Source organism: Paraclostridium dentum (assembly GCF_048568265.1).
Lineage (GTDB): Bacteria > Bacillota > Clostridia > Peptostreptococcales > Peptostreptococcaceae > Paraclostridium > Paraclostridium dentum.
In genome coordinates this window covers 1,414,944-1,428,785 of record NZ_CP183813.1, presented here as the reverse complement: position 1 = coordinate 1,428,785, position 13,842 = coordinate 1,414,944, and the positions used below count along the sequence as shown (strand labels likewise).

Below are 13,842 nucleotides of genomic sequence, written 5' to 3'. Positions count from 1 at the left end.
TTTTATTATACATTGAATGATAATTTAGGAATTTCAATATTTTTATCTTCTTTTATTTCTTCTACTTTCATATTTTTATAGAAATTATAATATAAAAAGCTAATACTTATTAACATAAATACTATAGATACAAAAACGTCTATGCAAAATGCTTTATTATCAATACTTGAGTTATTTTCAAAAAGTTTTGGTAAGCTAAAAAATGAATCATAATTTTGTCTTTTTTCATAATTGTTTATTGAAGCATTTTTTAGTTTATTTTGTATTGTTTCATCTACTTTAGAACTTTTTTCCCAGTTATTATAATCATATCCAGTTACATTAACTGTAGTATTTCCAAAGTCTTTTTCTAATTGTGAATATATTTTATCATTTACTACTACAACCCATATTCCAACACCTTTTGGAAGTATTTTTCCTGTAGCAATCCCTTTTACATTTAAATTATAAAGACCTATATCAAAATCTTTAAATTTACTTATTTTATTTTTATATTTTTCATTATCAAACCTTGGTACAATTAAAGTTTCATTTACTCCTAAGTTAACCGTATCTAAATTAAGTTGTTTTGCTAATTTATTAAATTCTGAGTTCTTTATTGCATACTTACCTTCGTTATTTATATTTAATAACTTATAATCTGTTTTTTGATATTTATAGCCTGATTCATTTAATATATCTTCAATAGATGATAATTGCTCATCATTCATATAATTGTAGCTTGAAGACATATAGTTTAATATAAATGGATAATCTGATTTCTTTGTTTCTATTTTATTACTAACAACTAAAAGTATAGTACTTGTACATGCTATGGCTGCTAAAAGTATAGCCATAGTTATATATACTAGTCTTAAATTCTCTTTTTGCTTGTAAAAATATTTAAATTCTTGAAATTTTAATATTTTCATGACTATCTGCAACCTTTCTTTATCTTTATGTAATAATAATATACTAATTATAAAGTTTTTAGTATCTATATAAATTACATTTAAGTTACACTTTTGTAAGATAGAATTTTGGTTACAAATTATTTAATTGCTAAGCTTCAAAAAACTCTTTTGCATACTTAACTACTCCATTTACATTTTTTAATGAACTTGGTTCAAGCTCTATAACCATAAAGTTTTCGCTTGGTACATCAAATGGTGGATTTACTCCAAATTCTTTAGCTTCTTTAAATCCAAATCTCGGATAGTACTTTTCACTTCCAAGAACTACAACCGACTTATATCCTAAGTTTTTAGCAATCTTTAAACCTTCACTTATTAACTTACTACCTATTCCTTGTCTTTGATATTTAGGTAATACCGAAAGTGGAGCTAATGTAAGTGATTCTGTATTTAAGTCCTTGTTTTCTATTGATATTTTAGTAAACATAATATGACCAACTATAGTTTTATCACAAGTTGCTACAAGTGATAAGTCGTGTATATAACTATCTGAGTTTCTAAGTCTATTTACCAAATCTTGTTCACTTCCATCAGAGTGTTCTGCACTTTTAAATGATTCCTTTATTATATTATATATCTCTTCTCTATCTTCTATATTTTCTTTTCTAATATTTATGCCCATTGTATTTCCTCCTTAAGCGTAAAAAAATATTACATAAAGTATATCAAATATAATTACCTTATGTAATATTTTAAATTGGAATTATTAATTATAATTAAAGTTTACACAACTTGTCTTTTACCTAGTTTATGTATTAGATATAATACTATAGGTATACTTACAATCGCAATTGAAACTATTACATTTAAATATAGAGTAGGATTTCCTAATATGTTGTATGTACTTATATTTCCAAACATACTTATTGGTCCTATTAAGTTTTCTATGTTTAATTCCATAAAAATCTTAGTCAACATATATGTAGGCATAATTTTAGCTAAAAATCCAGGTCCTAATAATATAACTACATTGATTGCAAAGGATATCATATCATTTTTGCTAATTAATGATACTAACATAACCAATAATGTAAATAATACAACTCCTATATAGCTAACCAATAACCCCATCATATAAAATGTTCCTATATTCATAATATATGGGGTCCTTGCATAACTAGGTAAAAATCCTAATGGTAAATTCCATCCATCAAAGCCATGCATAGCCATGATAGCAACTTGTATCCCATTTATAACCAGAAATATTATTGTAGAGAATAATAAACCCGATATAACTTTTGCTAGCGTTAATCTTCCTTGTCCATTTTTTGAACTAAATATTATTGATGCAGTGTTACTTTGATATTCATTACTAAATATAGTACATATGGATACAATTATCAAAATAGCCATCCACAGTGGATTTATATTAAATTCTGTTGCATTTCTCCACCCAAACTTAAAGTAAAATTTAGGTATTGGTTTTTTTTCAATTAAATCATGTATATATTTAAATTCTTTATATTCATAACTATTTTTATCTCCATCTTTTTCTAATTTAGCAATCTCTTTTTTTATATCATCAAATTTATAAAATCTTCCGTTTATCATATATTCAGGGTTTGCAGCCATAAAAAAATCATATATACCATACGCTGATACTCGCTCTTTATCTGTAATATATTCTCCACTACTATCTTTTTCCATTATCTGTAAACCATTTTTTTCTAAATATTTCATTTTTTCCTCAGTTATAGCTTGTCCTTCATATTCTTGTCCTACTTTTTTTATATTTTCATAACTTTTTAATCCTTTTTCCTTCATGTCTAAGTAATCACTTATAGATGGTAATACAGATGATATTATGCATATTACTATCAATGCTAAAACTGATTTTTTAGAAAATATCTTATATAATTCAAATTTTATTAAATCCTTCATAACTATTCCCCCCTAAAAGCTAATCTTTTCATCAAAATAATATAAAAATAAATCTTCCAAACTAGGATTTTCATCTATTATATCAACATCTTTTATATGTATATTTTCATGGCCTACAACTCTAACTAGAATATGGTCTTTCTCCCTTACTATATTAGAAACTTTAAATTCATTTTGAATTTTATGTAGCATATTTTCCTTTATTCTTAAGCTATGTACTTTCCCTTTAATACTCTTTAAAAGTTCATTTGGAGTGTCTTTTTCAACTAATTTACCATCTTTCATAATAATTATTTCATTTGATATAAACTCTACATCTGAAACTATATGAGTAGATAATATTACTATTTTATCTTTTGATATCTCAGATATTAAATTTTTAAATCTTATTCTTTCATTAGGATCTAGACCTGCAGTTGGTTCATCTAATATTAAAACTTTGGGATCATTTAAAAGTGCTTGGGCAATTCCTAATCTTTGCTTCATCCCCCCTGAAAACTTACCTATTTTCCTATTTCTATCTTTTTCTAGATTCATAAATCTTAAAAGTTCATCTATTTTCACTTTTGAATATTCTTTTTCCAAACCTTTTAAAGTAGATACATATTCTAGAAATTTTTGTGCTGTAAATGTTTTGTAAAATCCTACATCTTGTGGTAAGTATCCAAGCAAACTTCTATAATCTGCCCCTAACTCAGATTTACTTTTTCCATTTAAGTATACTTCTCCACTAGTTGCATTTGAAACATCAGCTATTATTCTCATAAGAGATGTTTTTCCTGCTCCATTAGGTCCTAATAAACCGTATATACCATTGTTTAAAGTCACATTAAAATCATTTACTGCTATTTTATCTTTAAATGATTTGTTTATATTTTTTAATACTAATTCCATTTAATTTCCCCCTAAAAATCCAAGTTTTTATAATCTATAAAGTTTATACTTTTTTTATAAAATAATTTCGATGCAACCATTGTAAGTCCAAATAGCAATATAAGGACTAAAAACAACTTATAATTCTTTACGTTTACTATGTAGTTAATAGTGTTTTTATCTACCATATTACTTACAACTATCCATATACTTGTAGATAATACTATACTGTTCATTCCCCTATAAATAGATGCTAATATCAAGGATATTAATGATATAAAGCAAGTTGGAATTAAACATATATTTATTATTTTTAACAAGCTAATTTCAGAATAAGTTCCTGTTAATATTAAACTGGTTACTAAAGTTAAAGCTATAGCCGTTGTAGATATTATTACTAACTTTGCAAACAGTATTTCTCTAAATGAATATTTATAGCTTAATTCTAACTCCCACATATTTTCTTCTTTTCCTCGCAATATTTCAGCTAGCCCAATAAGTATTGGTATAGGAGATACAGTGTAAGCACATAAGTATGGATTTAAATTAAGTTTTATAGTTCCAATTACTCCACATAAAACAAGCATTATCGATGCAATTAAGTACAACTTATTAAATATCTTAAATTGCATTTTTAATAATCCTATACTAGTTCTAACTTTACTATATAAATCCATATTTTCATTTTTAATTATTTCTTCATTTTTATTTTGTGGCATATAATTTCTTAATTTATCTATAATTAAATCTATGTTTTCTTCATTAACCTCTTTTACAATATAGCTATTTAAGAAATTTTCTATATCTAAAAATTCTTCATCTAATAAAATTTCAAAATCCTCATTTTCTATATCATCATATCTTAGATTTTCTTTTATCATTGGTGTTTTGCTCATAATTATCACCTCCAAGTAATTTTTTTAGATTTTTAACTCCATTAAACAATCTAGATTTTATTGTATTTTCATTTTCTCCAGTTATATCACTTATCTCTTTAATTTTTAAATCATTGTAATATTTAAGTATTAAAGCTTCTTTTTGAATTTTAGGTAAACTACTTAAAGCCTCTTTTATTTTAATAGCCTCTTCTTTTTTAGATAATATATCTATTACATTAGCCTTATCTTCTATTTCATAATTGCTAATATCATCACTTCTCTTTCTTTGATTGTAAATTTTACTTTTAAAATAATCTTTGGTTGTATTAAGTGCAATTTTTAATAACCAACTTTTAAAATTTCCGTCTTTTAACTTATACTTATCTATGTTTTTCATCATTTTTATAAATGATTCTTGGGTTATATCATAAGCAATGTTGTAATCATTTACATTTCTATATACAAAACTATGTACCATATCATAGTATCTCTTTACTAAGACTTCCATTGCACTTTCATTTCCTTTTAAGATTTCTTTTATTAATTTTTCATCTGATTGAGCCATTTTCATCCCCCTTCCACTTATATAACGAATTTAATTTATAAAAAGTTTTATATTTTGTAAAATTTTTCCTATATGATTATATCAATAAAAATCCATGTTCATTTAATATTTAATTTTATACAGCATAAAAAAGCCGATTAATATAAATTTCACTTTATATTAATCGGCTTTATATTCATTATATTTAATCTAAATATCCTGGTATTTCCTTTGCTATTTCTTTTATATATTTTGATTTTAAAGCTATAAAATAAACTAAGTATATAGCAAAGAATATAAATGATACAACTAATCCTTTAACTCCAACATTCATTCCTTTTGCTGAACTTAACATTATTACACTAAATATTGCATTTAAAAAACCTACAAAATAAGGAATAAAGAACATTGATCCTATTTCTATATTCAGTGTTTTTTTCATTTCATTATATGATAATCCTATTTTGGATAAATTTTTATATTTTTCTTTATCAGTTATTAAATCTGTATAGAATCTAAAATATAGGAAACTACAAGAACATATAAAAAATATAATTCCTATAAATGTTCCTATAAATAACAACGCTTTGTTTAATTGAACCTCTTGATTGTAATGACCTGGCAAATTAGTAAAGTAATTATAGTACTCCCCTGTATTATAATTATTTTTAGAAATCTTTTTAATTCCATCTTCTATTTTATCAGATGTCACATGACTATTTTCCCAATTATTATAGTCATAACCAATTATATTAAAAGTAACATTATTCTTATCTTTTTCTAATTTAGAATACATATTATCATTTATTACTAAAAGAGAATCCATCATTCCCACATCAGTTATTCTATTTGATGCAATTCCTTTTACTTTTAAATTTTCAGATCCTACTTTAAGACTAGTTATTTCTTTTAATCCATCTCTATATTTAGTTGTATCAAACCTTGGTATTATTGATGTTTCATTTTCTTTTAATTCCACATTATCTATTCCTAATTTTTTACCTACTCTATTAAACTCTGAATTGCTTACTACATATTGTCTACTGTTTCCTATATTTAATATTTTAAAATATGTTTTATTAAATTTATATCCATCTTCATGTAAGGTATCTTCTATAATTTTAATTTGTTCACTTTCAGCCTTATTATTCTCAGATGATGTAAGATTTAATATATATGGATACATAGATTTTGCTTCATCTAATTGAGTTGATACTACTGTGGATAATGCACTTATTGCAACCAATGCTCCTGATAACAACATAGTATTTAAAAATAATAGTCTAGAGTTATCTTTAACTTTGTAAACTAAATTACTTATCCATAATAAATTAGTCTTATTCATATAGTACTTTTTATTTTTTTTAAATATATTTAATACAAATACAGTAAATTGTGAAAAGAATAAATATGTTCCTACTATTACACATGCAATAATAATATATTCCATACCTTCAAATCTAGTTCCTATGTATCCCATCGATAATATAATTATGCTTAACACAGCTAAAAACTTAGAATTTTTAGGTTCTATTTTTGGTTTTTTGCTTCCATTTAAGAGTTCTATAATAGTTTTATTTTTTACTAAAAACATAGTTATAGGACTTGATATACTAAATAATATAGTAAATAAAACTATAGTTATTAACATTGCCTTTACTGGAACATACATTTGTGTTACTTTGATATCAAAAATACTACTTGTCAATGATAAAAATGGCTTAGAAAATACTAGACCTAATACTATTCCTGATACTATAGATAACAATCCTATTATTGTACCCTCTAAAAATATTAAATTTCTAAACTGTTTATCCGATATTCCTATTATTTTTAATGTCCCAAATTCTTTAAATCTTCCTTTTATAAAAGTACCTAAAGAATAAAGTATAAATAATAACGAAACTATACTAATAACAATTTCAGTTGTTAAAAGCGATAAATATAAAGTTGATCCTTTTCCTATTTGAATGTTTGCAACGTTTGGGTGAAATAAACTTACAGCAAATGCAAAAAATATCATTATAGATATAGTTGAGCTTAAATAATACCCTAAATATGATTTAAAATTTCTAATTACACTATTATATGCAAACTTCTTAAAATCCACTATCTAGCACCTCCTATTTGAGATAACACTGATAATATTTCTTCATAGAAGTCTTCTCTATTACCCTTTTTATTAAGTTCTCTGTAAATTTCTCCGTCTTTTATAAAAATTATTCTGTTGCAAAAACTTGCAGTATAAGGTTCATGCGTTACCATAAGTGTAGTCATTTTATTTTCTGTGTTTATCTTTGTAAATAAATCCATAACATCATCTGTAGATTTTGAATCTAGGTTTCCCGTTGGCTCATCGGCTAATAAAATTGATGGTTTATTTATTATTCCTCTAGCTATTGCAGCCCTTTGAGTTTGTCCTCCTGATACTTCAAACGTTCTTTTGTTTATTATCTGTTCTATCCCTAATTTTTTCGATATTTCCTTTAATCTAATATTCATCTCGTTTACAGAAACTCCATCTAGTGTTAAAGGAAGTACTATGTTTTCCCCAATTGTTAGAGTATCTAATAAGTTAAAGTTTTGAAATACAAACCCAAGTTCATTCCTTCTGAAATTTGCTAAATCCTGGCCTTTTAAGTCATGCGGTTTTTTAGAGTTTAATATTACTTCACCTTTAGTAGGTCTATCTATTGTAGATATAACATTTAATAAAGTCGACTTTCCACTACCGCTTGGACCCATTACAGCAACAAATTCGCCTTCTTCAATAGACAAGTTTATATTTTTTAAGGCTTGATAAGATACCTTTCCCTCATAAGTTTTAGATAGATTATTAATTTTTAAAATTTCCATATATACACAACCTTTCATTTTAATCATGTGAATATGGTATCTTACTTTTAATATTTTTAGTATTCATTTACATTACATGAAAATTACAATTCTGTAAGATAAAAAATGACTCAACCTAAATTTGGTCGAGTCATTTTTTATAAATTTATTTACTTTGCTCCTTCTATAAGAGATTCCATAGTCTCTTTATCCATCGCCCCTGGTACATATTGTGTTACATATCCATCTTTATCTATTATAAACGTTGTAGGAAATGCACTAATTCCATATTGATAAGCTAAAGCCCCATCTTTATCCATTACCACAGGGAAATTGTATTTATTTTGATTTAAAAACTCATTAATATCTTCTTCTGATCCTTCATTTCCTAAATTAGGAGATGCAACTCCTAAAATTACCACTTCATCCTGGTTTTTATTGTATTCTTTATATAAATCTTCTATATGAGGCATTTCACCCTTACAAGGTGGACACCATGTTGCCCAAAAATTTAAAAATACAGTTTTTCCTCTGTACTCACTTAGTTTATGTTCTTTTCCATATTGATCATATAAATTAAAGTCTATTGACATTATTTTATTATCATCTTTGTTTTCATTTTCAATATTTGAATTATTTTGGCTTATTTCACTTTTATTGCTACTAGAATTATACAGTTCTAAGCTTCCATTTATAGCCATTATTAGTCCAGATATTATAAGTATTAGGCCACCTATTTTTTTTATTAATCCCATATGTTTTTTCATATTATCAATTGATTTAAACAATTTATTATAAAACATAGAAACTATTATAAATGGTAATATAAAACCTATTGTATAAATTAGAATCAATAAGTTTGATGTAGATATGTCTTTTGAATTTGATGCCATAACAAGTACAGATGCTAATATTGGGCCTATACAAGGAGTCCATCCAAAACTAAATGTAAATCCTAATAAAAAAGCTGAAATTGGGTTCATCTCTTTAGGCTTCATACTAAATCTTTTTTCTCGATTTAATATAGATGACTTAATAATTCCCATATAGAATAGACCCATAACAATTATTATAATGCCTCCGAAAATCATTATGAAATCTTTATTTGTATTTAAAAATGATTTAAGTACATTTACCGATGATCCTAATATAAAGAATGTTACAGATATTCCAAGTGTAAAAAATATAGTATTTTTAAAAAGTAAACTATGTATAAATGTTTTTTTATCATTTCTTAAACTATCTATACTACTATTTGATAACATACTTAAATAAATAGGTAGTATTGGCAATATACACGGCGAAAAAAACGATATCATACCTTCTATGAAAACTACTATTAAATTAAATTTATCCATTGTACCTCCTGTTTTTTTTAATTTCCCATAATTTATATCTTTAATAATTATATCAATTTAATAATTAGTTTGTAATAAGTAACTTTAAAGTAACCATAACTCTTTTAATTAAAAAAGGCACCTAAGATAGGTACCTTTTGTTTTATAATCCTGATTCTTTAAATTTCTCATTTACAAATTCTGTAGCATTGTGGAATGTCTTCTTAAATACAACTAGTGCTAAGAATATTATAAAGAATAAAGCTAACATTATTAAGTCATGATAAACCGCATCCATGCTAGGACCTGCTATAGCCTCTCTAAATCCATCTATAGCATAAGTAAATGGCCAAAACGGCTGTAATACTTCAAATATTTTAGGATTTGTTTGTATTGGATATATACCACCAGACCCTGCAATTTGAAATACCATTATTACTATTGCAATAGCCTTACCAATATTACCAAATAATGATACTAGAGTAAATATCATTGTTGTAAATAAAATTGATGATACTATTGTAAATAAAAATAATAAAGGTACACTTACAGGCGCTTGGAATATAAATATATCCCCTATTGCGATTATTAGTGATTGTATCAACGATACAGTAATAAATGTAAGCATTTTTCCAAAATGTTTTTGAACTAAATTTGTACGTTCCCCTTCTAATTCTTCACATTCTGTAGTAAGCAATGATGTAGCTAAAAGTGCTCCTACCCATATTGCAAGAACTGAGTAAAAAGGCATTAATGCAACTCCAAATATTCCAGCTTTATATAGTTCTTCTGTTTTAACATTAACTGGAGATGCTATAAATGAAGCAATTTCTTTTGAATTCTTATCAAGAGTAGAAATTAATTTATCTAAATTTTCATCTGTTAATATATTAGTTTTTTCAATTAGTACATCTAAATCTTTTTCAAATTTTTCTAATTGCTTAGCTATATTTTCAGATTGTTTTATAGCTAAATTACTACTTGATATTCCAAAATTAGACAGTGCATTTAACTGAGGTACTAAAACATTTATACTGTCTAATACATTGTTCATATCACTTGAACTAGAAATCATAGAATTTCCTACACTATTTAAAACACCTGATATATCTGAATTAAATGTTCCACTTATCAAATTTAATTTACTATTAAATGCATTAGATAAATCTAATAAAGAATCTAATTGCTCATTTATTTTTTCTTTTCCTTCATTATTCTTAATTAGTGATTTTATGCTTTCAAGTTTTTCACTTTCTGAATCAAGTATTCCACTTAATTTTTTAAGAGAACTTATCACATTATCTACTTTATCGCTGCCTATTTTTTCAAGGCTTGATATAAGGCTATCAAGATTACCTTGCATAGATGATATTGTGTTTAATATTGATTCTATAGCTTTTTCCAAATCTTCAGTAGATCCATCATTATTTAATTCTTTCAAATTATTAATTTGATTTTGTAAGTTGCTGTTCATGCTATTTATCGAACTCATACTACTACTTAAATTTTGAGAAGCATTATTAGTATTATTTTGAGTAACTAAAACTAAATCTTTACCATTATTTATAACTGATTTTAAATCATTTACTTCTTTTGTAATTAAAGGAAGATTTCCTTTAGTATCTCTTAAATATTTTTTCAAATTATTAGCATGTGTACTTGCTTCTTTTACATAACTATCAATTTTTTTCAAATTACTTGCTGTACTATCTAATGTTTCTTTTAACTCAATTATTTGAGGTTTGTTATCTTCTAACTTAACTCCAAGTGATGTAAGGAAACTGAATGCTTCTTTATTTACAGTATCTACAAAGTTAGATTTAACCTCTTCCACTAATTTATCTTTAGCAACATCTGTAATTTTTGTAGCTATTGCATTTACTTTTTCATTAGCCTTATAAATGATATTTGGTTTTTGAGGATCTTTAGTTGAAAGCGACGCTAAATCTTTTGAAAAGTCGCTAGGTATTTCAATTAAAGCGTAATACTTACCCTCATTCAACTGGTAATTTCCTTGCCATTCTTCTGTAAATTCCCAACCTATATTGTGGTCTTTCTTAAGATTCTCAACAATTTCATCACCAACATTTATAACCTTTCCATTAACTGACGCCCCTTCATCTTTATTTACTACAGCTACAGGTATATTTCCTGTATTTATGTATGGATTCCAACATGCTTGTATATTTACCCATGCATATAGTGAAGGTATTAAACAAAGCCCGGCTATTATTATAAAGGCTGCTGGAATACTTGTTATGTGCTTTAAATCTCTTAAATATATTTTAAAAACTTTTTTCATTTCCTCACCTCTATAAAATTACTCTGATAATCCAGATTCCTTGAATCCTTTTTCAAATTTTCTAACAGATTCATTAAGTCTTTCTTTTAAGAAATATCCTATCATTATAGTAATGCCTGCCATAAATATAAGTACAAACGTATTAAACATAATAGTACTTAAAAGCGGACCAGCTATAGCCTCTCTTAAATTGCTTAATGTATATGTAAATGGGAAAAATGGTTGAAGAATTCTAAATATTAAAGGGTCTACCTGGATAGGATATGTTCCCCCAGAACCTGCTATTTGAATAACCATTAATATTATACCTATCGCTTTTCCTATATTTCCAAATAATGATACTAATGTATATAGTATTATTGTAAATACAGCTGAAGATAAAACTGTGGTAAATATAAGCAATCCTAAACTATCAGTTTGAACTCCTAATACAAGTTTGTCTCCAAGCCCTACTATAAATCCTTGTATCATTGCAAAAAATACAAAAGTAATCATCTTACCAATATATCTTTTCTTTATACTTAACCCAACAAACTCATCAGCTTCTGTTGTAAGTAATGATGCTAGTACTAATCCTCCAACCCATAAAGCTAATGTTGTATATATAGGCGCCATACCTGAACCATAATTTTCAATTGGATATATTGGCTCTGATTTTAAGTTGAATGGATTTGACAGATAATCTCCCATAACCTGTGGCTTACTTTGTAGTATAGCTATTATTGAATCTAAATCATTATCATTTACTTTTTTAAGTTCAGTACTTAATAAGTGTATAGTATCTTTAAATTGATTTAACTTCGTCTGTAAATCTTTTGTCATCTCTGCTGTTAAATCGCTTCCTTTTGATGCATATCCTAGTATTTCATTAGTTGCTTTAACTAACCCTTTAGAACTATCAACTAAATTGGCTGCATCCTTTGTTGATGTTATTAAGCTATCTGCAGTTTTATTTAGGATAGGTCTAACTTGTGAATCATACGAATTTATAGAGTTGTTAGTTCTATTTGATAATTCACCAGCTGTTTCATTTATTGAATCAATTGCATCTTTCATAGAATCCGCTGATCCATTTAATTGACCTTTAAGATTATCTAATTTTGATTGTTGTTTATTAAGTAAGTCTTTTATTTTATTTAAATCCCCAATTAATGCTGTTATCTTATCATTTTCTCTTACATCATTAAATTTATTTAAAAGATTAATAACAGAATCAATTTGAGATTTACTATTATTTAGCTGACTCTCTAATTGTGATATAGATGAACTTACTATTTCTTTAGAATCAGAACTTGAATTGTTCAATCTATTTACTATGTCTTTTATTTGATTATTTTGATTATTAACTTGATTTAAAGTAGATTTAACCCCATTTAATGAATCATTTAAATTATTTTTTATATTACTTAAGTTTTTACTCGCATTCATATTAGAATCATAAACTGCATCAATACTTGTTGTAACTTGTGGTAAAGTGCTTTGAATATCTTTTAAATATGTAGCTAAATTTTCTGAATTTCCATTTACACTCTCAAGTGCAAAATTAACAGCATCCATATGCTCATCAAGCTCTATTATAGCTTTTTTTAATTTTAATATCTTGTCCTTGTTTTCATTAATATCTTTACCATATATATTTAAAGCTGAAAATACTGTTTTATTTACTGTAGCAATGAAATTTGAATTAATTTGATTAACAAGTGTTTCTTCAGCTACTTCTGTAATTTTACCAGCAACTGGGTTAGATTTTGTATCTACTTTATATATTATAGTTGGCTTAGTTGGATTTCCACTTGTAACACTAGTTAAATCTTTTGTAAAGTCACTTGGTAGCTCTATCATTGCATAATAAGTTCCATCAAGCACTCCTGCATTAGCTTTTTTTTCATTTACAAATTTCCATCCTATACTTTTATTTTTTCTTAACTCAGTTATTACATCATTTCCCACATTTAGATGTTTACCATCTAAAGTTGCTCCCTTATCATTATTAACTATAGCAATTGGTACATTGCTAGTATTTTCATAAGGATTCCAACATGCTTTAATATTTATCCAAGCATATAAAGATGGTATGATGCACAATCCTATAACTATTATAAGTGCTATTGGATTTTTAATTAGATTTTTCATATCTCTTTTAAAAATCTTTATTGAATCTCTCATATTCTCCTCCATTCATTTTAGCTTTGTTAGAAATCTTAACATCAACGAGTATATTATACCATTATTTAACAAG

General features: G+C 25.8%; 11 protein-coding genes. All 11 read right to left on the bottom strand.

The annotated features are described in order from the left end of the window. Positions 1 to 5: 5 nt before the first annotated feature. The 11 genes from ACN6I1_RS06320 to ACN6I1_RS06270 all read right to left on the bottom strand — a co-directional run bounded on the left by ACN6I1_RS06320 (position 6) and on the right by ACN6I1_RS06270 (position 13,769). Positions 6 to 911 carry a hypothetical protein gene (locus ACN6I1_RS06320; protein WP_419743148.1) on the bottom strand — a complete coding sequence of 302 codons (906 nt, stop codon included), beginning with the start codon at positions 909 to 911 and terminating at the stop codon, positions 6 to 8. A 130-nt stretch (positions 912 to 1,041) separates the two neighbouring features. Further along, a complete protein-coding gene (locus ACN6I1_RS06315; RefSeq protein ID WP_419743147.1) occupies positions 1,042 to 1,575 on the bottom strand; it encodes a GNAT family N-acetyltransferase in 534 nt (177 codons plus the stop codon). Positions 1,576 to 1,676: 101 nt separating this feature from the next. Then, on the bottom strand, positions 1,677 to 2,834 hold the full coding sequence (locus ACN6I1_RS06310) for a hypothetical protein (protein ID WP_419743146.1): 1,158 nt from the start codon (positions 2,832 to 2,834) through the stop codon (positions 1,677 to 1,679). 12 nt (positions 2,835 to 2,846) lie between these two features. Continuing rightward, positions 2,847 to 3,728 (bottom strand): ABC transporter ATP-binding protein, encoded by an 882-nt coding sequence (locus ACN6I1_RS06305; protein WP_419743145.1) that lies wholly within the window; start codon positions 3,726 to 3,728, stop codon positions 2,847 to 2,849. Positions 3,729 to 3,739: 11 nt separating this feature from the next. Then, positions 3,740 to 4,603 (bottom strand): hypothetical protein, encoded by an 864-nt coding sequence (locus ACN6I1_RS06300; protein ID WP_419743144.1) that lies wholly within the window; start codon positions 4,601 to 4,603, stop codon positions 3,740 to 3,742. Beyond that, positions 4,563 to 5,150: an RNA polymerase sigma factor gene (locus ACN6I1_RS06295; RefSeq protein ID WP_025161955.1), complete on the bottom strand. Its 588-nt coding sequence runs from the start codon at positions 5,148 to 5,150 to the stop codon at positions 4,563 to 4,565. The genes ACN6I1_RS06300 and ACN6I1_RS06295 overlap by 41 nt, the downstream gene beginning before the upstream one ends. Before the next feature lie 184 nt (positions 5,151 to 5,334). Beyond that, on the bottom strand, positions 5,335 to 7,239 hold the full coding sequence (locus ACN6I1_RS06290; protein WP_419743143.1) for an FtsX-like permease family protein: 1,905 nt from the start codon (positions 7,237 to 7,239) through the stop codon (positions 5,335 to 5,337). After that, a complete protein-coding gene (locus ACN6I1_RS06285; protein ID WP_419743142.1) occupies positions 7,239 to 7,985 on the bottom strand; it encodes an ABC transporter ATP-binding protein in 747 nt (248 codons plus the stop codon). The genes ACN6I1_RS06290 and ACN6I1_RS06285 overlap by 1 nt, the downstream gene beginning before the upstream one ends. A 149-nt stretch (positions 7,986 to 8,134) precedes the next feature. Beyond that, positions 8,135 to 9,322 carry a cytochrome c biogenesis protein CcdA gene (locus ACN6I1_RS06280; protein ID WP_419743141.1) on the bottom strand — a complete coding sequence of 396 codons (1,188 nt, stop codon included), beginning with the start codon at positions 9,320 to 9,322 and terminating at the stop codon, positions 8,135 to 8,137. A 142-nt stretch (positions 9,323 to 9,464) separates the two neighbouring features. Next, positions 9,465 to 11,603, bottom strand: coding sequence for a YhgE/Pip family protein (locus tag ACN6I1_RS06275; RefSeq protein WP_419743140.1), 2,139 nt, complete (start codon positions 11,601 to 11,603; stop codon positions 9,465 to 9,467). A gap of 18 nt (positions 11,604 to 11,621) precedes the next feature. Then, the gene (locus ACN6I1_RS06270) at positions 11,622 to 13,769 is read right to left on the bottom strand and encodes a YhgE/Pip family protein (RefSeq protein ID WP_419743139.1); all 2,148 of its coding nucleotides are present in this window, start codon (positions 13,767 to 13,769) and stop codon (positions 11,622 to 11,624) included. Positions 13,770 to 13,842: the final 73 nt, after the last annotated feature.

Coding starts and splice junctions, on each gene's coding strand:
- ACN6I1_RS06320 (WP_419743148.1), bottom strand. CDS start 911: ATGAAAATATTAAAATTTCAAGAATTTAAATATTTTTACAAGCAAAAA.
- ACN6I1_RS06315 (WP_419743147.1), bottom strand. CDS start 1,575: ATGGGCATAAATATTAGAAAAGAAAATATAGAAGATAGAGAAGAGATA.
- ACN6I1_RS06310 (WP_419743146.1), bottom strand. CDS start 2,834: ATGAAGGATTTAATAAAATTTGAATTATATAAGATATTTTCTAAAAAA.
- ACN6I1_RS06305 (WP_419743145.1), bottom strand. CDS start 3,728: ATGGAATTAGTATTAAAAAATATAAACAAATCATTTAAAGATAAAATA.
- ACN6I1_RS06300 (WP_419743144.1), bottom strand. CDS start 4,603: ATGAGCAAAACACCAATGATAAAAGAAAATCTAAGATATGATGATATA.
- ACN6I1_RS06295 (WP_025161955.1), bottom strand. CDS start 5,150: ATGGCTCAATCAGATGAAAAATTAATAAAAGAAATCTTAAAAGGAAAT.
- ACN6I1_RS06285 (WP_419743142.1), bottom strand. CDS start 7,985: ATGGAAATTTTAAAAATTAATAATCTATCTAAAACTTATGAGGGAAAG.
- ACN6I1_RS06280 (WP_419743141.1), bottom strand. CDS start 9,322: ATGGATAAATTTAATTTAATAGTAGTTTTCATAGAAGGTATGATATCG.
- ACN6I1_RS06275 (WP_419743140.1), bottom strand. CDS start 11,603: ATGAAAAAAGTTTTTAAAATATATTTAAGAGATTTAAAGCACATAACA.
- ACN6I1_RS06270 (WP_419743139.1), bottom strand. CDS start 13,769: ATGAGAGATTCAATAAAGATTTTTAAAAGAGATATGAAAAATCTAATT.